The following is a 20,652-nucleotide window of genomic DNA, read 5'->3' as shown; positions in this document are numbered from 1 at the left end:
GTATAATGCTACCAGGTATTTGAGCGTTCCACAACAAAGCGGTCCGGGAGGGCTTCCCGCCAAGTGGTGTCCCGGCGTACACTCGAACGCAGTCGCCTACATGAGCCCGAAGGAGTGCAGCACCGTCGCCAGCGTGACAGCCACGGCGAAATCGACCAGCAAGATCGCCAAGCCAACAAGCATCTCGCGCCCCACTGTGACATCGCGCAGAGGCCGTACGAGAGAGCGCACGTCACGGCGATCCGCCAAAAGGTACAGCAGCACCAGAAAGCCCACGTTGAGAAACACGGCGTAGCAGTAGACGAGAAACCAGAACGGCCAGCGCGCGTTATCTGGCGTAGGCTCCACGATGGCGTGCACGATGCCCGTCAGCAGCAGAACATATGCCAGCAGCAGGGCAACGTTCCACACGCGCCCCGCCCAGCGTGGCACGCGCGCAAACAGGACGCCGAGCTTAGACGGTGGACGTCGCCGGCCGCGCCGGGGTGCATCTCCAACAGCAGCAGGCGACATCCCACACCCGCTCGGCTTCCCCTGCCCAACAGCGCCCGACAGCGCCCGGCCAAAAGCAGCCGAGAGCTCGCGAGCAGAACCGTAGCGCTCCGCAGGATCGAGCGCCGTAGCGCGGACGATGACCTCTCGCATCTGCCCGCTCACGCCCGGAGCAGCAAAGCCCGCCTCGCGGTCTTGCGACTCGGGGTCGCGCCCCGTCAGGCAAAAGAACAGCGTCATGCCCAGCGCATAGACATCCGTTCGCACATCGGTCTGTCCAAAACCGTACTGCTCGGGCGGCGCATAGGGCTTCGTCCCAAAGTGCGTCGTATCCGCCTGCGCGCCATCGCGATGCGCCCGTGCTATGCCGAGGTCGATGAGAGTGACGCTCTTCAGGTCCGCCGGATCGACGATGACGTTCGACGGCGTGAGATCACGGTGAACAAGGGGTTGCCCGCAGCTTTCGTGTAGCTCCGACGCGGCGGCGCATAGCTCGGGAAACACGGCGGCCGCCAGGTGGGGGCGCAGGGCGAGAGGCGTGCCCTCGGCGAGCTCGCGCAGCGTCCCGCCGAGGGCATACGACAGCAGAACGATGAGCGCGTCTTGTTCCTCACGGTAGGTAACAACGCGCGGAAGATGAGGCAGGTTCGCCCCCTCCTGCTGGGCCTGGCACACCGTGCGATACGCCGTGCCCAGACCGCTGGCACGCGCAATGCGCTTGCGCACGTACAACACACCGGGCGAAACTTCCGCGGCATGCGGCATATCGGCGCGCGCCCGCACGAGCTGCGTCAGCTCGACGGGCGACTCCTTCAGCACGCACTCCACGATGAAGGGATCGTCGCACGTAGAAGACGGGGCAGCCGCGTCGCTCTCTATGTGATCGTCGTATCTCATGGCGCCCATCGTACACGACCGTCAATGGATCGAAGTCCAGACCCCTAGCAGATCGTCCGCTCCCCAAAGCGATAAAGTTCCTCGTTGACTTTCTGCAGCGAGCAGGCGCGATCAAGGCAGAAGATGATAATGGCGTCGCGGCGATCCTTACAGTACAGCTCAGAGACGCCGGCCGCGCACAGCGCGCGATTCGTCTCGCGCAGCGTCAGCGCCATGGCGAACGCGATCTGCAACACCTTGTCGCGCGACGGATTGCGAGCGCCCGTGAATATCTGATAGCCGAACGTCTCGTTGAGGTTGGCCATACGCACAACCTGGCTGCGCTGGAGGCGTTTTTCCTCAAGCAGCTCCTGGAGATAGGCCGCGAGCGTCCGCGCAACAGGCGCGTGCTCAGCCAGGTACGCATCAGCACTCGGCGCGCTCAGCAGCTCTTCGAGCAGTTGTTCCGTCAGAGGCTCAGCCACGACCGCATCCCTTCCCTAGCCGACAAGCCATGATGCAGTTGCGCTGTCATCAAACACGTTCGCATAATACAGGACCTTGTTCAGCGTTCCATCAAAGTAGATCCAGCCAGAAGCCGAGCCGCCCGCCGCAAGCGAGCCGGAGTCAAGCGCCTCCCCCGCGTCGCCCTCGCCAATGTATATCGTCGCGTTGCGCTGAGCGCCCTGAGCATCCTCGCCCTTCCAGTCAATCAGATTGCTGAAGCTCTCGGATGCGGTCCCGCCGTTCACGTAGGACACGCGTACGGCCGTCACAGGCGAACCATCGTAGCTTGCCAGGTCGGTCCGCATCTCGTCCACGCCGACCGTCAGACCGGAGTCAAGCGTAATCGTCGTGCCAAGGGCCAGGTCAACCGCCTGCGCTACCGAGTCCCCGTTCGAGGCAGAGGTACTTGGAGCCGACGTCGCTGCCACGTCAGGCCCCTGGAGGCTCTTTGACGCCTCCTCGAGGGCCGCACTGTACATGCTCTGCGTCGCAAGCACGATGACGAACGACAGAACGTTCAGAACTGCCGCCGCTATGGCAAGGCCCTTCCCCGACCTCCTGCCGCGAGCTGCCCCCACAATGCCCACGGCTGAAAACACGGTGCCGAGCAGGGCGAGCAGGAACGAGCCGTTGTTAACAACGGGGAGAAACGACGTGAGCAGCGCGAGAATGCCCAGCACGAGACCGGCAACGGCCATGGCGGACAGGGGGCGAGCGGATGAAGTCATGGGGATCCTTTCGATACCGGGTGCCCGCCAAATCGGGCCCTCAACAGACATGCGATGCCCGGCCATTGTAGGAAGCCGTATTCTTCGTTTCATTAGCTGCGAGCTAATAGCGGCGTCCCCCACCCCCGTGGAGAACGCATGCGGGCGGCGGCGCGCGCGTGAGCTGGGCGTATCATCTGCTCATCGCGCGACGCCCACACCCAAAAGGCCCAGAGGGGACGCCCTACCAGCATGGCAGACACACACCAGCAGCCCGACCCACGGCCAGACGAGCACACGCCCCTCTCCAAGCCCCGCACCGACGCCGGCGCCACGATGCTCTCGGGCTCGCTGTGGAAGGCCATCCCGCTGTTCGCCCTGCCCGTCGCCGCCACGAGCATCCTTGAGCAGCTGTCCAACCTCATCGGCATCGTCGTCATCGGCCAGCTTTCGGGCCCCGGTGGCACGGTAGGCATGGCAGCCGTCGGCTCGAACACGCCCATCGCGAGCCTGCTCGTCAACCTGTTCATCGGCATCGCGCTAGGCAGCAACGTCGTCATCGCCAACGCCGTCGGCCGAGGCGACCGGCGCACCGTTTCGAAGGCTGTGCACACGTCCGTGCTCATGGCGCTCATCGGCCTCGTCGTCATCGCGTTCGGGGAGGTGGTGGCACGCCCTCTGCTCGTCCTTCTGAACTGCGCGCCGGAAGCACTGGACGAGGCCGTGCTCTACCTGCGCATCTACCTGCTCGGCATGCCCTCCATCCTGCTGTATAACTTCGAGGCCGCCATATTCCGCAGCGTTGGCATCACGAAGATGCCTCTGCAGGCGCTCGCCCTGTCCACGCTGCTCTCCGTCGCGCTCGACCTGCTGTTCGTCCCCGTGCTCGGCTGGGGCGTCGCCGGCGTGGCCCTCTCGGCCGTCATCTGCTACACCGTGAGCGCCGCCGTCCTGTTCGCCCGCCTGCTCACGACGACGTCGGCTGTCCGCGTCGAGCTGCGCCTGCTGCGCATCGACGGCGCCGTCCTCAAGCGCATCGTCAAGATCGGCATGCCTGCCGGCCTGCAGAGCGCCGTCTTCTCCATCTCGAACATCATCATCCAGGGCGCCATCAACAGCCTGGGCACCGAGGTCATGGCCGCCTCGAGCGCCGCGCTCAGCCTCGAGTTCGTGAGCTACAGCCTGCTGTCGTCGTTCTGCCAGGCCTGCACGACGTTCGTCGGCCAGAACTTCGGCGCCGGCCAGCTCCCCCGCTGCCGGCAGACGCTCAAGGTGTGTCTCGTCGAGGGCGCCATCGTGACGGCGGCGCTTGTCGGCTTCATGATCGCGTTCGGGCGCATCGTGCTCGCGCTTTTCAACGCCGACCCCGCCGTCGTCGAGATCGGCTACGTGCGCGTCTGCATGATCTTCCCCGCGTACTTCTTCAGCATGACGTACGAGAACATCTCAGGCTACCTGCGCGGCTTTGGCATCTCGCTGTTGCCTGCCGCCCTGACGACGCTCGGCGTGTGCGGCATTCGCATTCTATGGGTTGCGTTCGTGTTCCCGCCCAACCAGACGTTCGAGAACATCATGCTCGTCTACCCCATCAGCCTCGGCACTACAGCCCTACTGCTCGTGGGTGCCCTGCTGTTTTGTCGACCTGCGCGTGTTTACGAGGGACAGGGCCGCGCCGTGCTAGCAAAGGAGACAAACGCATGAGAAGCGACGAGAACGTCCAGGCCTGGCTTGCGGAGGCTCCCGCCGACGTCGTCGAGACAACGGCCCGGCTGTTGGAACGCGTCGCGGACCTGCGCGCCGATCAGGACATCTATCCGCCCCAGGACGACATCCTCAACGCGCTCGCCTGGACGTCGCCGCGTGAGGTGAGCGTCGTCATTCTGGGGCAGGACCCCTACCACGAGCCGGGGCAGGCCATGGGTCTCTCGTTCTCCGTGCCTGAAGACTGCAAGATCCCGCCGAGCCTGCGCAACATCTACAAGGAGCTGGCGACCGACCTGGGCTGCCCCGCACCCACGAGCGGAGACCTCACGCCGTGGGCCGAGCAGGGCGTGCTGCTGCTCAACACGACGCTAACCGTGCGCGCGCACGCCGCCAACTCCCACAGCAAGCTCGGCTGGCAAGTACTCACACACCACGTCGTGCGCCGCTGCATGGAGCTGCCACAGCCCGTCGTGTTCCTGGCGTGGGGCCGCCCAAGCGCCACCCTTATCGAAAGCGCCCGGCAACATGTGCACGCGACCGGCGATGACGCGGCCCTCGCCACGAAGTTCGTGCTCGCCTCAACGCACCCCTCGCCGCTCTCGGCCAATCGCGCCGCCGCCGACATGCCGGCCTTCATGGGCTCGCGGCCGTTCTCGCGGGCCAACCACCTGCTGAGCGAGCACGGCGCGAACCCCATCGACTGGCGGCGTGTCGGATAAGCGACGCGCCGCGATCCGCGTTGGGTACGGACACGCAAAGCGAAGCGAGCCCCGTAGGGAGAGCGGCATCATAGCCGCACCCTGGGCGCACGCCAAGCCAGGTGAACACGCGAGGAGCCTCGCCGCCCCGCTCAAAAGCTACGCAAACACAACCTGCACAAGCACCATATACAGCACCGTGCCGACGATCATGGACAGCAGCATGTTTCGCTTCCACGCGTGGACGAGAACGACAGCGGCCACGGCGATAAGCTCGGGGATGCCGTGGCTTCCGCCCAGCACGTCAGTCGTGCGCAGCGAATACACGATCAGCAGACCCATGACGGCATAAGGCAGGACGGCACCCAGATAGCGCACGAACCTCGGAGGCTCGGCGTCGCCACGAAACACGATGAACGGCAAAAAGCGCGTCAGCATCGTACCCAGGACGACCGCAGCGATCGTGACAACGGCTTGTGCCGTGCTCATGGTCATCGAACATCGCCCCCGCGCTTCTCGTCGCCTTCGGGTTCAGACGCATCCGCAGACGACCTGGACCATGAGCATGCGTCGGCGCCAGCGCACTCGACAGGGACAGGGCGGCCGGCACCGGGTTTCTGGCGTAGGTACTGCAGGCCAAAGATCGCCACCATCGCGACCATGGCCGGAATGATGAACGCGTCAGGCCCCAGCACAATGAGGCACACGATGGACACGACGACGCCCACAATAGCGGGCACGTGGTTCTTCTCCTTGATCCACTGGTCAACGAACACGCACACGAACAGCGCCGTCAGCACGAACTCGATGCCCTCGGTGTTGATGTTGACGAACTGCCCGGCCACGGCCCCGCACACAGCACCGCCCACCCACCACAGCTGGTTGAGCAGCGTCACCCACAGCATGAACCAGCCGCGGTCCACGTTGGCCGGTATCTCGGCGGAGCTGTTGACCGCAAACGTCTCATCACACAGCGCGAAGATGAGATAGGGCTTCTTCCAGCCCAGGCCCCGATAGCGTTCCAACATCGACAGACCGTAGAACAGGTGGCGTGCGCCGACAACGACGGCCAGCACGAACGCTGACACCGGAGCAAAGGCCGAGAGCAGAAGATTGACCGTCACGAACTCCATTGTGCCCGTATAGATGAGCGCGCTCATAGCCAGCGGGTACCATACCGCGAAACCCTTGCTCGCCATCAGGAAGCCGTACGACAGTGCCAGGAAGAAGAACCCAGCGCCGATGGGCAGGCTGTATGGCAGGGCGCAGCGCAGTGCTCGCATACGGACGCCGCCGTGCTCGGTCTCGCCTCTCTTCTCCTTTTCGTCGCCTCCCGTCATCGCGCCCTACGACTCCTAGTGCGCGATGAGGAAGTACGCGAGCACGATGACGCCCAGCACGATGCGGTAGACGCCGAACGGCTTGAAGTCATGCCGGCGCACGAAGCCCGTCAGCCAGTTGATGGCGAGCAGCGACGTCACGAACGCCACGACGAGGCCCACGCCCATGACGGCCCACTCGAAGCCCGTCATGGCGTTGCCGCCGAGCAGGAACTTGACGATCTTGAGCAGGCTCGCACCCAGCATGACGGGAATGGCCAGGAAGAACGTGAACTTCGTGGCGACGGCGCGCGTCGTGCCCAGCAGCAGGCCGCCGATGATCGTGGAGCCCGAGCGCGACGTGCCAGGGACGAGCGACAGCACCTGGAAGCAGCCGATGCCCAGTGCCGTCTTCCAGCTCATGTCGTCGAGGCTCGTGATGCGGCCGAAGTCTGTGCCCTCGGAGTCGTCCGCGCCAACAGCTGCGGCGCCACCCGCAAAGTGAGCGCCGGCCGGACGGGCGCCGAGGCCGAGCTGTCCCTCGGCAGAGGAGCGCATGCGGCGAGCGCGCCACGTCTCGATGAGGATGAACGCGACGCCGTATACGATGAGCATGGCCGCGACGACATAGGAGTTGTACAGGTGCTCCTCCATGAAGTCGTTGAGCGGCAGGCCGATGACGGCGGCGGGGATACAGCCCAGGATGATCTTGCCCCACAGCACCCACGTGTCACGACGACCGTCGGCGCCCTTACTCGGCGCGAAGGGGTTGAGCTCCCTGAAGAACTGCACGACGACGGAAAGGATGGCGCCGAGCTGGATGACGACGAGGAACATGTTCCAGAACTCGGTCGTGACATCAAGCTTGACGAACTCGTCAACGAGGATCATGTGACCCGTCGACGAGATGGGCAACCACTCGGTGATGCCCTCGACCAGGCCGAGGAACGCGGTCTTGAGCAGCTCGACGAGCATCGTGATGGGATCCATGCAGCACGTAGCCTTTCAAACGGGAGGAGAGGGCCGTCGCCTGGCGAATGCCGGACACCCGTAAAGGGGGCCGTCGCCTGATGCGTGACCATCTTAGCGGCAAACAGGGACAATCACGTGAACGCCACCTTACAAAAATGCCTCCCTCAACCCGGTGAAGGACGCCGTGTGGGGTATAACTACATCGAACACGCGTCAGATACGCTGGGCCCTCCCCTGCGTCCGACGCGCCGATAGGCACCCTCGCCGTCTGCCTCTCTCCGAGGCACGGGGATGCCAGAATTAGGGGGTCACCATGGGCACGAGCTACAAGAAGATCTTCGTCTCTCTCGACGGTACCGAACAGCAGCAGCACGTGCTCGAGCGCGCCGTTCAGATCGCGAGCAACCACGGGGCCGAGCTCTACGTCGGCCACGTCATCGACTCCACGCCGATGCAGGCCGCCGGCACCTATCCCGCGACGCTCATCCCGAGCCTTGAGAAGGCATGGAAGGACTCCATCGCCGAGGACATTAAGGCTGCCGAGGCCGATGGCCGCATCCCGTCCATCACCGTCGACGTCAAGGCCGGCCGCATCCGTGAGACGCTGCACGACGACTTCATCGACGAGATCAAGCCCGATCTCGTCATCTGCGGCGCGCGCGGCCTGTCAAACATCAAGTACGCCATCCTGGGCTCCATCTCGACGTACCTCGTGCGCAGCTGCCCGTGCGATGTGTTGATCGTGAAGTAAGGTTCGAGAGCGTTTTCCGCGAGGTCGGGGGCGGGACCCATCCCCGGCGCTCGGGCAGTCCTCGTACCGCAACGTTGGAGGGGCAGGGGTTGCGTTTCCTGAAGATGGGAACGCACCCCTGCCCCTCCTCGTTGCACTGCGGAATCTCGCGGCGGGGATGGGTCCCGCCCCCTCGCGTCAACCGACTCGCAGGTAGCGTGAGGAAGGGCGGAAAAGCGCTCTGGTTGGGAGGTCTCGCTGCTTGCGGCGCTGTCGCCTGCGGCGAAGGCGCGCCGGAGGGCAGGCTAGCGACCTTGGGAGAGGCGGCGGAGTTTTTGCTCGCGAGCCGGCCAGTCGGGAAGGTAGCGGGTCATGAGGGCGTGGAAGTGGGCGTTGTGGCTGGGCTCGAGAAGGTGCGTAAGCTCGTGGACGACGATGAGCTCGAGCAGGTCAACCGGGTAGTGCACCAGCGTGAGCGAGAAGCGAATCCGGCCTGAACGCGTGCTGCACGAGCCCCAGCGGCTGCGCATGTCGCGCAGCGTCACCTGCGTCGCGCGGACGCCCATGCGCGGCTCCCACTCCCCCACGAGGCGCAGCGCCTCGCTCATGAGTAGCGTCTTAAGCGCCGCCGTTGCTGCGCGCTCTCGGGCCGCGGAATCCTCTAGGTTGTAGCGGCTCGCGCGGGGCCGCGCCCCCGTCGCCTCGGCTCGCACGCGTGCGGCGCGCGCCAGGACGTCTGGCAGCTCGCAGGGCTCGCCCCACAAAAGGACGCGCCCGTCTTCAAGGATATGGCCCGTGCGCGGGCTGGCGTCGACGGCAGCGAGCTCGGAGCGCCTCTGCTCTATCCACGACGCGCGTCCCAGCACGAACGCCTCGATGCGCGCGTTGCCCATGGCCTGTGGGGCACTCACGCGCACGGGGCCCTCCGGGGCGTCGACGCGCAGCCATGCCCGTTTGATGCGTTTGCGGGTCAGCACGACCTCGTAGGGCCCCACTTTGAGCACCTCGCGCGCCACGACGGCACCATGGCCGCGCGCTCCCCTTCTTGCCACGCCTAGTGAGCCTCCGCCCAGCTGCGCCCGGTGTCGCACGACACAACGAGTGGCACGCGCAGCTGCGCCACGCCCGTCATCTCCTCACGTACGAGCGCCGACAGGGCCTCGACCTCGTCGAGCGGGCAGTCAAAGTCGAGTTCGTCGTGCACCTGCACGATCATGCGCGCCTTGAAGCCCTCGGCCTCCATGCGCCGTGCCACGCGCGCCATCGCGATCTTGATGATGTCGGCCGCAGAGCCCTGCATCGGGTGGTTCATCGCCGTGCGATCACCAAACGAGCGGATGGACGGCACCTTGGCGTAGAGCTCGGGAATGTGGCGCTTGCGCCCGTACATCGTCTCCACCCAGCCGTGCTCGTGCGCAAAGGCGACGAGACCGTCGAGGTAGGCACGCACACCAGGGAACTGAATGTAGTAGCGGTCGATCATGTCCTGGGCCTCGACGAAGCTGATGCCCAAAGACGTCGACAGCCCGTAGGCTTGCTGGCCGTAGACGATGCCAAAGTTGACCGCCTTGGCACGGCTGCGCATCTCGGGCGTCACCTCCGAGGGGGGAACGCCGAACACGCGCGCCGCCGTCTCGGCGTGGAAGTCCTCACCGTCGGTGAACGCCGCGATGAGCCCCACATCCTGCGAGAGGTGCGCGAGCAGGCGCAGCTCAATCTGCGAGTAGTCACAGCCCAGGATGCACGAGGCGTCGGGGTCTTCCGGCACGAATGCCGCGCGCACCATGCGGCCGAGCTCGCTGCGAATCGGAATGTTCTGCAGGTTGGGGTCGCTCGAAGAAAGGCGGCCCGTCGCTGTAGACGTCTGGTTGTACTGCGTGTGCACGCGGCCGTCGCCCCAGCGCCCCGCCTGCAATGGCAGCGCATCGAGGTACGTCGACTTTATCTTGGCGCGCTCACGATACTCGAGGATGTCGGCGACGATGGGCCAGTCGTGCGCCAGGTCCTCGAGCACCTTGGCGTTCGTGGAGTAGTAGCCGCGCTGCGTCTTCTTGAGGCCCTTCGTCGGCAGGCCCAGGCGGTCGAACAGCACCTGGGAGAGCTGCATCGGCGAGTCGACGTTGAACGGCTCGCCGCCCGCCTGCGCATAGATGCGCTCGCGCAGCTCGTCGAGCTGGCCGCCGAGCTCGGCAGACAGCTCGGCCAAGCGCGGCAGGCTCACGGTCATGCCAGCGCGCTCGAGCGTCACGAGCGCGGGCACGAGCGGCATCTCGATGCGATCGAAGCAGGCGAGCGACCCGTCGGCGTCCATCATCTGCGCCAGTGCGTCACGCAGGGCGAGCGTCGAGGCAGCCGACGCAATGGCGAGGCGACGGCGAGTCCGTTCGTCTTGGGCGGGATCCGCGACGCCGGCCAATGCGGCCTTGGAGCGTTTGCCCTTCGCGGGCTTGGGCTCCTCCGGCGCGGCAGGCAGCTCGAACGGGAGGTAGGCCGCCACAATCGAGGCGCGCCCATAGTCGGAGCGGTTCGAATCAAGCAGGTAGGCTGCCACGGAGACGTCGAATGCACGCGCCGAGTCGAAGGTGGAGAGATCGAGCATCGCAGGCTCGCTGGAGTCCGTCGGCACGAGCAGGTGCAGGTCGTCCTTGACAGAGAAGCTTGCGACGCGGCCGCGCCGGTACGCCTCGAGCAGCGCCGCCGTTGCGTCGTCGCCCCCGAAGCGTAGCACCTCGGCAGGCTGCTCGGCAGCGTGACCCTCGGGCGGCACAGGCGCGCCTTTCGCAGAGCCGGCGGACACGGGAGCTACGCTCTCGGAAGCGTCGTCACTGCGCCCTCCGCAGCCCGCCCCCTCGACAACCCAGCCCGAGCTCAGCGCCACGTACACGCTCTGCTCGAGGTCGAACAGCGAGCCCGAATCCTGGGCCGCGTCGACGAACACGCCGAGCCACGCGCCCTCGTCAAGTGCCGTGTCCAGGCGCTCCCAAGCCTCCTCGCCCTCAAGCGCCTCGTCAGGCAGGCGCGGGGCAAGCGCCTCCGAGACGACGGCCGTCGCCTGCTCGTCATCCGCGGCGGAGGCGTAGGCCAGCACGCGCCGCGTCAGCTGTGTGAAGCCCAGCTCGCCGAAGTGAGCCCGCACGCGTGCCGGGTCGAACTGCGGCCAGGCGGCGGCCGCAGCGTCAAACGTCACCGGCGCCGTGCAGTCGATGGTCGCCACACGCCGCGACACGCGCGCGTCATCGGCGTGTTCGCGCAGGTTTTCGCCCATCTTGCCCTTGATCTCGCCGGCGTGTGCCAGCACCTCGTCAAGCGTGCCGTACTGGTTAAGCAGCGCCGCCGCCTTCTTGGGGCCGACGCCCGGAACACCGGGGATGTTGTCGGAGCTGTCGCCCTTCATGCCGTAGAAGTCAGGGATCTGCGCCGGCGTCACGCCGTCGTAGAGCTCCGCGACGGCAGCCGGGTCATAGATGACGACGTCGGAGAGGCCCTTCTTCGTGGAGACGACGCGCACGTGGTCCGTCACGAGCTGGTAGGCGTCGCGGTCACCCGTCACGAGCAGCATGTCATAGCCGGCCTGCTCGCCCTGGCGTGCCAGCGTGCCGAGCAGGTCGTCGCCCTCCCAGCCCTCGAGCTCCATGACGGGAACGCCCATAGCGGCCACGAGCTCGCGGATCATCGGGAACTGGGCCTTAAGCGTCGGGTCAGTCGGCGGGCGTTGCGCCTTGTACTGGGGCAGCAGGTCCATGCGCCGTTGTGGCCTACCCTTGTCGAACACGCAGATGACGCCGTAGGGATGAAACTCCTCGAGCATCTTGAGGAACATGGACACGAAGCCGAACAGCGCGTTTGTCGGCCGGCCGTCAGGGGCGGCCATCGTGTCGGGTATGGCGTGGTAGGCGCGGTGCAGGATGGAGTTGCCGTCGATGACGCAGATCGCTGCGCGCGGCCCGTCGCCTCCCGTCGCGGCGTTCTCGATGTTGTCGGCGCTGTCGGTCATGGGGCTCCTCTCGGCGGGCACGTCCTGGGGCCAGTATGCCACGCACGCCGCTCAGATAGGCCGACTTGCATTCGATTCCAAAGCGACCAGACGCAGCCATCACACGGTAAAGTCATCGAAACAATGGGGGGATAGAGTGAGGTCATGTGATACGGGGCGGCCCGAACGACCCATCGGGCCACAAACACACGAGGCAGGCGGTGCCCAGAGCACGCGACTGCCGCAGGGGAAGAGGAGATATGACCAAGCCGACCGACCTCTACGGTACGAAGGTCTTCAGCACGAAGGTGATGCAGGAGCGCCTTCCCAAGCCCACGTACAAGGCCATGGTGCGCACGATGGAGCTCGGCGAGCGCCTCGACATCGAGGTGGCCAACGTCGTCGCCCACGCCATGAAGGAGTGGGCCATCGAGCAGGGCGCCACGCACTACGCCCACTGGTTCCAGCCGCTGACGGGTATCACGAGCGAGAAGCACGACGCGTTCCTCAACCCCGAGGACGGCGGTCGCGCCATCATGAGCTTCTCGGGCAAGGAGCTCGTCCAGGGCGAGCCCGACGCATCGAGCTTCCCCTCGGGCGGCATCCGCTCGACGTTCGAGGCGCGCGGCTATACGGCGTGGGACCCCACGAGCCCGGCGTTCATCAAGGACGACGTGCTGTGCATCCCCACGGCGTTCGTCGGCTACACCGGCGAGTCCCTCGATAAGAAGACGCCGCTGCTGCGCTCGATGACCGCCGTGTCCGACCAGGCGAAGCGCGTGCTGCACCTGCTGGGCAAGGATGTGCCGCGCGTCACGACGACCGTCGGCCCCGAGCAGGAGTACTTCCTCGTCAAGGAGGAGGACTACGCCAAGCGCCCTGACCTCATCCTGACGGGCCGCACGCTGTTCGGCGCCTCGCCCGCCAAGGGACAGCAGCTCCAGGAGCACTACTTCGGCGCCATCCGCCCCACGGTGAGCCGCTTCATGAAGGAGCTCGACGACGAGCTGTGGAAGCTCGCCATCCCCGCCAAGACGAAGCACAACGAGGTTGCACCGTGCCAGCACGAGCTCGCGCCCGTGTTCGAGGACGCCAACGTCGCCATCGACCACAACCTCGTTGTCATGGAGCTCATGAAGATCATCGCGAGCCACCATGGCCTCGTGTGCCTCGAGCACGAGAAGCCGTTCGACGGCATCAACGGCTCGGGCAAGCACAACAACTGGTCGCTATCCGCTGGCCACGACAACCTGCTCGACCCCACGGACACGCCCGATGAGGACCTGCAGTTCCTCATTTTCCTGACGTGCGTCATCGCGGCTGTCGACGAGTACCAGGACCTGCTGCGCCTCTCCGTGGCGTCGGCCGGCAACGATCATCGCCTCGGTGCGCACGAGGCGCCGCCCGCCATCATCTCCATCTTCCTGGGCGACGAGCTCGGCGCGCTCGTCGAGGCCATCATCAAGGGCGAGCCCTACCACTCGCACGGCCACGAGAGCATGAGCCTGGGCGTGCCGGTGCTGCCCGACCTGTCCAAGGACAACACGGACCGCAACCGCACGAGCCCGTTCGCGTTCACGGGCAACAAGTTCGAGTTCCGCGCCCCCGGCTCGCGCCAGAACCTCTCCGACCCGAACACGGTGCTCAACACCGCCATGGCCAAGACGCTCAAGGACTTCGCCGACGCCTTGGAGGGTTCGACGAACTTCGAGGCCGATGCCATGGCCTACATCAAGAAGTCGCTGACCGAGCACCAGAACATCGTGTTCAACGGTGACGGTTACAGCCCCGAGTGGCCCGTCGAGGCCGAGAAGCGCGGCCTGCTCAACCTGCGCACGCTGCCCGATGCGGCGCCCGCGCTCATCGCCGAGAAGAACATCAAGCTCTTCGAGGAGTTCGGCGTCATGAGCAGGGTCGAGTGCGAGAGCCACTACGAGATCAAGCTCGAGCAGTACTGCAACCTCGTGGGCATCGAGGCGCTGACGATGCTCGACATGGCCAACGAGCAGTACCTGCCCGCCGTGAACGCCTTCGCGACCGACGTCGCCTCTGGCCTCGCCATGAAGCAGGACCTCGGCGTTGCGTGCAAGGCCGAGACGAAGCTGCTCACGAAGCTGACCGACGGCGCTGATGCCATCGCCGAGGCCATCGAGAAGCTGACGGAGGCACAGCAGGCCATGGTGGACATAGCCTGCCCGCAGAAGCGCGGCGAGGCGTGCCGCGACAGCGTGCTGCCCGCCATGGAGGAGCTGCGCGCCGCCGTCGACGCTATGGAGCCCATCACGGCCAAGGACTATTGGCCGGTGCCGACGTACAACGACATCCTGTTCTATCTGTAAGGCGCGAGTACAAGCACGGAAGACCTGGGGAGGCTGCCATCGCATTGGCGGCCTCCCCTTTTTGGCGCGGTTATGGGACGGTTGCGGACAGAATGCCCGGCGGTGCACGGCTTTCTTCGCGCCCGAGCTCGGTTCCTGCACGAGAGGGCTGGCTCCGTGGACAGGAACCGAGCTCGTGAATATCGCACCCCTGCCGAAGAGCCCCGCCGGGTAGTTGCGAGCTATCGCGACCTGCGGCTTTGTCGAGCGTGGGACACGCCGGCCGGCGACGGCCCATACACGAGCGGCATTCTTGGCCGCGGAGCGAGGCTCACCGTGCAGGCTTGCACGGAAACGGCCCCCTCGGCTAGAGGGCACAGAGCCGCAAGCGCCTTCCGGCCCCGACGGGGCCCAAAACGGATGGCTCGATGCCGAGCCGGGTGTTAGCGAGAGACTTCCGGCTCAAAACAGCGGAGACCGTCGCGCACGGTGGGGCGACCCTCACGCGGCGTCGATGCGAGCAGACGAAGCGTCCGTGTCCGCAGCGCCCGAGCCGGCCGTGCCGTGGCTCTGGCCGGGGACGTCGTACTGGTGCGCCACGTAGATAGCGACGTCGGCGCCCGCATAGAGCTCGTCGACGTAGCGCTCGCAAGCGTAGTCCCAGGCAAAGCCGGTTGCGTCCTGCTCGATCTGGGCACGCGCGTCCTCGGAGACGCTCGACAGGTCAACGGCACCCGAGTCGTCCTGTGTCAGGCCATAGCTGCTCGCATATGCCTCGGCATAGCGCTGCACGACCTCCTCGGAGGCGGGCTCGCGGGGCACCTCCATCTCATAAAGCTTCTGAAGGCGCAGCTGGTAAGCGAAGGCCGCGCGGATGCCCTGTTCGGTGTAACCGCCGCGCTCGAGGTAGGCTTCCCAGATAAACGAGCTCTCCTCCGTGTCGGCGCCGAGCATCGCCTTGAGGCGGCCCTCGTACTCGTCGATCTCCTCGTCGGAGGCGCTGATGCCAAGCTCGTCGCAGCGCTGCAGCACGACCATCTCCCGACCGTAGTGGTCGATGAGCGCCTGCCAGTAGGCGTTGGGATCGTCGTAGCCTTGATCGGTGAGATAGGCCTCCCAGGCAGCATTGGTCTGGCTGCCGATCGCGGCGCGCACGCTGTCGACGTAAGACGTCAACACCGACAGGGGCAGCTCCTCGCCGTTGATGGTGGCTGCGACATCGCGGGCCAGCCCCTCAGCGAGCAGGCCATCCTCATCGGAGCGCGCCGAAGAGGAGGCATCGTTCGAGGTCGAGACGGCGGGGGCGTCCGCGTCCCCAGATGAGGCCGGGCCCGCCAGGACAGGCTGGGACGCCACGAATGCAAGCCCCACGGCTAGCGCCAGGGCCACCGCCGCGCCGCTGAGACGCCGGGAAAGCCGCAGGGGAAAGCGCGCCTCACATGGAGCCTCCGCAAGAGCCGCCGCACCGGCACAGCGCATAGGACGCCCGGTCCAAAAAGATCGGACAGACGAGGCAGCCCAAGCCGTGCCGCACACATGCAAGCAAGCCCGCGCACGGGCACCGGCGGACAATCCATGGGCCGAGCCGGAGTTCGTCCGCGCAGCCTGTTCCCGCCTCGCCATCATTGCTCCCCCGCCTCTTCGGACGCGCCAGCATCGCCCGCGGCAAGCGGGTCGCTAAACACGGGGGCGCACATGCGCACGACTGTATCCCCAGGATTGAGGAACTCCACAACGCGCACGCCGATACCGTAAGCGCTGCGCATGTTGCGCTCCGTAATGACGTTGACCGCGTCACCGAACACCTGTGGGGCATCGCGCTGGAGCAGCAGCACCTTCGAGTTGCACATGAACGCGTGGTCGGGCGAGTGCGTCGTCATGACGACGGCGTATCCCTTGGCGGCGAGCTCGCGCACCTTGCCGATGACGCGGACGACGTTGCCGTAGTCCAGCGCCGCCGTGGGCTCGTCGAGCACGAGCATGCGCGGCTTCTGCGCCAAGGCGCGTGCAATCATGACCATCTGTAGCTCGCCGCCGGAGATGTCCGTATACGCCTTGTCGCGCAGGTGTGTGATGCCGAGGTCCTCAAGCGCGTTGTCGACCGCATTCCAGTCCTCGAGGCGCGGCGTTCCCGTCGGCCCCATAAGCGCGGTGCGGCCCATCATGACGACGTCCTTCACCTGGTAGGGGAAGGGCGGCTTGTGGCTCTGCGACACGTAGGCAATCTGGCCGGCCATGCGTGCCGGCGACCAGCGCGCCACGTCCTGCCCGTCGATGAGAACCTGGCCGCTGAGCAGCGGCAGCAGGCCGAGCACCGACTGGAACAGCGTCGACTTGCCGACGCCGTTGGGGCCGAGCACACAGCACACCTGACCGCTCTCCACCTCGAAGCTCACGTGCGTAAGCGTGGGGTGTTTCTTGTCGTGGCCGCACGACGCGTCGCGGACCTCAAGTCGCATGGCGCAACTCCTCCTTTGGGCCTCGCCCAAGCCGACATGCGGCAGCAGGGCGAAGCGGTGAACACGAAACAAGCCGGCTCGGGCCCGGCCCGCCCAGCGCGAGACTAGAGCACCCAGAACCAGCGCAGCGCGTACTTGAGACGGCCGGTGCGGCGCAGGGCGCACTTGGGCAGCGCATCGTAGGCCGCCCAGCACGCTGCCAGGTCGTCTTCGCTCGGCGCAAGCTGCCCGTAGTGAGCATGCTCGTAAGCACGGCTCACGTCGTCCCAGCTCACGACCCCCTCCGCTGGCGCCCAAAACACCTCGAGACGCTCGGCGGCATCGCGGGCGAACTCGGCAGGAGTCTGCTCGGCGGGGCGTCCCAGGCCGAGCCTGCCCAATGTGCGGCACAGCTCGACGTAGAGCGTCGTCACCTGTTCGCGCTCCCCCAGCCGCGCGATTTTGTGCCGGCGGGCGCGACGCATCAGCTTGCGCACGATGATGGCGAGAGCCAGCAGCGCGAACGGCACTGGGATGAGCAGCAGCCACCACCACGAGGGCACGTCGTACGTGTAGAGGTACACGCCGTCGTCGGAGGCCACGCCGGGATTATAGATGCCCTGCGAACCGGCCTGCTCGCGTGCCTCGTCGATGAAGTCGTCCATCTCGGCCAGCGCGGGGTCGTCGCTGTCGATCTGCACAGACTTCGAGCCGTAGACCCGCGTGCTGCCCAGGTTCGTACTGAGCGCGTCGGGATCCTCCACCTCGTCGATCATCAGCGGGTTGTCGACGTACTCCGTCGGTAGCGCGCGCTGCTCGGTAAACAGTTTCACGACGACGCGGCCCGGCTCGAGCGGCGCGATGAGCAGCGCCCATACCAGGGCGCCCACACCGCACGCCAGCGCCACCAGGGCGAGCGCCGTCAACGCAACGACGCCATGGGCCGGCCGCCCCGCAGCATCGCCGCGCGCCTCGACGAGGGCATAGGGCCGCACGACAAACAGCGCCCCGACGCAGCCCACAGCGACCACGGAGGGCACAACGAGCCCCGCGTGGTAGACGTACTCGATGAAGCCGCAGGTGAACAGCGTGATCGCCAGCAACACGAACAGGGCGGGCCTGCGGCGAGACAGCGAAAACGCCGCCAGGTTGGCCACGACGAGCGTAAGGCAAAAGGACAGGTTGTTGCCCTCAACGTCGGCAAGCGGATCGGGGCCGGTTGACATCGCCATGCCGACTGCCACGACGACCACGACCAGCACGGCGAAGGTGATGCCGCCCACGATATGGCGGCGCGAGGAACTGGCGGCCCAGGCCAAACAAGACTGCAGCGCGCAGGAGATCGCAACGAGCAGAGCGATGTTGAACTGCAGCGCCGGCGCCACGACGAAGCCCTGCAGCGCGACCATCGTCACGCAGCTCGACAGCGCCGCGAGCAGCAGGGCTTCCGGCGCGCGGGCGACGAGCCCGGCGGGCAGGCCAAGCGCGCCCCGCGAGGAGGCGGTCGCCCCGGTCGAGCGAGTCGGCTCGGCAGTCGCGCTGGTCCCGGCAGCCTGTGCGGCTCCCGCCTCGGCGGCGTAGATGTTCTGTGCCATCTACCTCACCCCCCGCGAAAGCTCAGACGCGTCGCCGACGCACGACACGCGCACGTCATCGCCAGTGAGCTGGCCCACGGCAGCCAGGCGCTCGCGACGCTGCGAGGCCGTCAGCGCCTCGGGCACAGCGAGCAGAACCCGCACGTCCCGACGCGCCGCGATCTGGCGACGCAGTGTCTCGGCCATGTCACGCGACACCCCGGTCGCCACGAACACGAGGTTCGCGCGTGCCCCCGCGTCGGAAAGGTCCTCGTCGATCATGTCAGACGCCCTGCGTGCCGGCACGTCGCCGGAGAGCCGGGGCATGTCGTCCACGAGTGGATTGAGCTCGCCGGGCGAGCAGGCATGGATGCGCCGCGCCGCTCCCGAGCGGTCGCAGAACGCCAGCGTCGTGGCGACACCGGTGCGACCCGCATGGTCAAGCAGCGAGAACGCCACCTCGAGCATCGTGTCGAACAGCGAAGCGCGAAGCTCGGCGTCAGCTTCTGTCGTAAAGAAGTCCAGCGCCACCGTGAGCCCGGGATTCGTCGAGGACTCGAACAGCTTCGTGTAGAGCGAGTCCTCGGCGCGCGCAGACATCTTCCAGTGGACCTTCTTCATCGGGTCGCCCATCTGGTAGGCGCGAACGCACGAGTAGTCCATGTCGTCGCTCATGACGGTCCGCACGCTGCGAGCCACGTCGCTGGCCGACGGGTCGCTCGCACCGGTGTCGCCAACAGGCACGACGCGCGGCACGACGCGCACCCGGCACCGGCGCCCCACGGGCACGACGCGGGAAGTCAGCCCAAGCGGGTCGAACAGCTCGACGCTGCGCAGGCCGACTTCGTAGGTGCCCACGTGGTCGAAGCCCACGCCCAGCGAGAACGCGCGGTCCTGGCGCGGGGCCAGCGCAGAGCGGGCACGCAGCTCCTGCACGTCACCGTCGTCGCGCTCGATGATAAACGAAGGCTCGACGCGCGGCATGACAAGCGCGCCCGTGTTGCGCACTGACACGGCGAGCTCCCCCTCGTGCCCACGCGTGACCTCGCGACGTTGCACGTTCTGCGTGCAGTCCACATGGCGGGCGACGACCTGCAGGTAGGCCCAGCACAGCGCGACGAGCACGACATAGGCGACGAGCGGCACGTAGCCCACAGCGTCGTTGACGAAGACGGGCGGCACGGCGCACAGCGCGAGAGCGACGAGTGCCCCCGCGATACGCCCGGCCCGCGGCGCGCGTTCCAGGCGGGCGGGGCAACTCGCGCCGCCGGCCGCCCGGGCCTCGCCAGAGCCCCGCGGCTCCGGTTCCCCTCCGCCCGAGCTCGGACGCCCCATCCGATGCTTGTCCATCGCTACCTGTCCTGGGCGCTCGTCGGCACGGCAACCGAAGAGAGGATGGCGGCGATGACGTCGGCAGGCGTGCGGCCCGCGACCTTGGCCTCCGACGTCAGGCGCACGCGGTGGCACAGCGTGTAGGGCACGAGCGCCTTCACGTCGTCGGGCGTCACGTAGCCGCGGCCATCCATGAGGGCGCAGGCGCGGCAGAACGCCAACGTTGCCAAACCACCGCGCGGCGAGGATCCCAGCGCGAGCTCGGCGTGCGTGCGCGTCGCGTTCACGATCTGCACGATGTAGGCGAGCACGTCGTGGCTCGCCGTGACGTCGCGGGCCAGGGCGCGCAGCTCCATGACGTCGGCAGCGCTGGCGACGGGACGCACGCGAGCCTTGGCGTCCAGGTCGCGCTCAAGCACACGCACCTCGTCTGAGAAGTCGGGGTAACCGATGGACAGCTTCGCCATGAAGCGGTCGACCTGCGCCTCGGGCAGCGGGTAGGTGCCGTACTGCTCGACGGGGTTCTGCGTTGCGAGCACCATGAACGGCTCGGGCAGCCTGTACGTCGTGCCGTCGACAGTGACCTGCCGCTCCTCCATGGCCTCGAGTAGTGCCGACTGCGTCTTGGCCGACGCGCGGTTGATCTCGTCGGCCAGCACGACGTTGGCGTGCACGCTGCCGGCGCGAAACTCGAACTCGCGCGTCTTCTGGTTGAAGATGGAGTAGCCCGTGATGTCGGAGGGCATGACGTCGGGCGTGAACTGAATGCGGCTGAACGTGCAGTCCACCGAGTGCACGAGAGCCGCCACCAGGCTCGTCTTGCCAGTGCCGGGCACGTCTTCGATGAGTACGTGGCCGTCAGCGATGAGCGCCGCGACGACGAGGCGCACCGCGTCGTCCTTACCGTAGACGACGGTCTTCACGTTGTCGACGATAGCCTGCGCGACGCCCTGGCCGCGCGTGATCTGAGCCTGATCGAGCATTGCTCCCTACCCTTTCCTCGAAACCCCTC

The 20,652-nt window shown here is 66.6% G+C and carries 17 protein-coding genes; 4 read left to right on the top strand and 13 right to left on the bottom strand.

Annotated elements, in window-relative coordinates; translation table 11 throughout:
• Nucleotides 1-96: 96 nt before the first annotated feature.
• The 3 genes from KHZ24_02475 to KHZ24_02465 are packed head-to-tail and all read right to left on the bottom strand — an operon-like array spanning nt 97 to nt 2,603.
• Entirely contained in the window at nt 97-1,398 is a 1,302-nt protein-coding gene (locus KHZ24_02475; GenBank protein MBS5450068.1) for a protein kinase, read from the bottom strand.
• Between the two features lie 35 nt (nt 1,399-1,433).
• A complete protein-coding gene (locus KHZ24_02470; GenBank protein ID MBS5450067.1) occupies nt 1,434-1,853 on the bottom strand; it encodes an XRE family transcriptional regulator in 420 nt (139 codons plus the stop codon).
• A gap of 15 nt (nt 1,854-1,868) precedes the next feature.
• Nucleotides 1,869-2,603 (bottom strand): DUF4190 and DUF4352 domain-containing protein, encoded by a 735-nt coding sequence (locus KHZ24_02465; GenBank protein MBS5450066.1) that lies wholly within the window; start codon nt 2,601-2,603, stop codon nt 1,869-1,871.
• A gap of 315 nt (nt 2,604-2,918) precedes the next feature.
• Between KHZ24_02465 and KHZ24_02460 the strand changes: the two genes are divergently transcribed.
• Together KHZ24_02460 and KHZ24_02455 are read left to right on the top strand one after the other, a co-directional pair.
• Nucleotides 2,919-4,283: an MATE family efflux transporter gene (locus tag KHZ24_02460; protein MBS5450065.1), complete on the top strand. Its 1,365-nt coding sequence runs from the start codon at nt 2,919-2,921 to the stop codon at nt 4,281-4,283.
• The gene (locus tag KHZ24_02455; protein MBS5450064.1) at nt 4,280-5,005 is read left to right on the top strand and encodes a uracil-DNA glycosylase; all 726 of its coding nucleotides are present in this window, start codon (nt 4,280-4,282) and stop codon (nt 5,003-5,005) included. The genes KHZ24_02460 and KHZ24_02455 overlap by 4 nt, the downstream gene beginning before the upstream one ends.
• A 138-nt stretch (nt 5,006-5,143) precedes the next feature.
• Here KHZ24_02455 and KHZ24_02450 read toward each other — a convergent pair whose 3' ends face one another.
• The 3 genes from KHZ24_02450 to KHZ24_02440 are packed head-to-tail and all read right to left on the bottom strand — an operon-like array spanning nt 5,144 to nt 7,293.
• Entirely contained in the window at nt 5,144-5,479 is a 336-nt protein-coding gene (locus tag KHZ24_02450; GenBank protein ID MBS5450063.1) for an AzlD domain-containing protein, read from the bottom strand.
• Entirely contained in the window at nt 5,476-6,324 is an 849-nt protein-coding gene (locus tag KHZ24_02445) for an AzlC family ABC transporter permease (protein ID MBS5450062.1), read from the bottom strand. The genes KHZ24_02450 and KHZ24_02445 overlap by 4 nt, the downstream gene beginning before the upstream one ends.
• Nucleotides 6,325-6,339: 15 nt before the next feature.
• Nucleotides 6,340-7,293, bottom strand: a complete 954-nt coding sequence (locus tag KHZ24_02440) for an undecaprenyl-diphosphate phosphatase (GenBank protein MBS5450061.1) — start codon at nt 7,291-7,293, stop codon at nt 6,340-6,342.
• A gap of 295 nt (nt 7,294-7,588) precedes the next feature.
• On the opposite strand from KHZ24_02440, the gene KHZ24_02435 reads away from it, so the two are divergent.
• Nucleotides 7,589-8,026: a universal stress protein gene (locus KHZ24_02435; protein MBS5450060.1), complete on the top strand. Its 438-nt coding sequence runs from the start codon at nt 7,589-7,591 to the stop codon at nt 8,024-8,026.
• Nucleotides 8,027-8,310: 284 nt separating this feature from the next.
• Here the strand turns inward: KHZ24_02435 and KHZ24_02430 are convergent, their stop codons facing one another.
• Complete coding sequence (locus KHZ24_02430) at nt 8,311-9,057, bottom strand: M48 family metallopeptidase (protein ID MBS5450059.1); 747 nt, start codon at nt 9,055-9,057, stop codon at nt 8,311-8,313.
• Nucleotides 9,058-9,059: 2 nt separating this feature from the next.
• Nucleotides 9,060-11,999: a DNA polymerase I gene (gene polA / locus KHZ24_02425; GenBank protein MBS5450058.1), complete on the bottom strand. Its 2,940-nt coding sequence runs from the start codon at nt 11,997-11,999 to the stop codon at nt 9,060-9,062.
• Nucleotides 12,000-12,238: 239 nt separating this feature from the next.
• On the opposite strand from polA, the gene KHZ24_02420 reads away from it, so the two are divergent.
• The gene (locus tag KHZ24_02420) at nt 12,239-14,317 is read left to right on the top strand and encodes a glutamine synthetase III (protein MBS5450057.1); all 2,079 of its coding nucleotides are present in this window, start codon (nt 12,239-12,241) and stop codon (nt 14,315-14,317) included.
• Nucleotides 14,318-14,797: 480 nt separating this feature from the next.
• Here the strand turns inward: KHZ24_02420 and KHZ24_02415 are convergent, their stop codons facing one another.
• The 5 genes from KHZ24_02415 to KHZ24_02395 all read right to left on the bottom strand — a co-directional run bounded on the left by KHZ24_02415 (nt 14,798) and on the right by KHZ24_02395 (nt 20,623).
• Nucleotides 14,798-15,667, bottom strand: coding sequence for a SurA N-terminal domain-containing protein (locus KHZ24_02415; GenBank protein MBS5450056.1), 870 nt, complete (start codon nt 15,665-15,667; stop codon nt 14,798-14,800).
• Nucleotides 15,668-15,918: 251 nt separating this feature from the next.
• A complete protein-coding gene (locus KHZ24_02410; protein ID MBS5450055.1) occupies nt 15,919-16,755 on the bottom strand; it encodes an ABC transporter ATP-binding protein in 837 nt (278 codons plus the stop codon).
• 104 nt (nt 16,756-16,859) lie between these two features.
• The gene (locus KHZ24_02405; protein ID MBS5450054.1) at nt 16,860-18,329 is read right to left on the bottom strand and encodes a DUF4129 domain-containing protein; all 1,470 of its coding nucleotides are present in this window, start codon (nt 18,327-18,329) and stop codon (nt 16,860-16,862) included.
• A complete protein-coding gene (locus KHZ24_02400) occupies nt 18,330-19,658 on the bottom strand; it encodes a DUF58 domain-containing protein (GenBank protein MBS5450053.1) in 1,329 nt (442 codons plus the stop codon).
• 2 nt (nt 19,659-19,660) lie between these two features.
• The gene (locus KHZ24_02395; protein MBS5450052.1) at nt 19,661-20,623 is read right to left on the bottom strand and encodes a MoxR family ATPase; all 963 of its coding nucleotides are present in this window, start codon (nt 20,621-20,623) and stop codon (nt 19,661-19,663) included.
• Nucleotides 20,624-20,652: the final 29 nt, after the last annotated feature.

Source organism: Coriobacteriia bacterium (assembly GCA_018368455.1).
Lineage (GTDB): Bacteria > Actinomycetota > Coriobacteriia > Coriobacteriales > UMGS124 > JAGZEG01.
The sequence above is the reverse complement of the archived record's forward strand: the minus strand, read 5'-3'. Positions and strand labels throughout refer to the sequence as shown.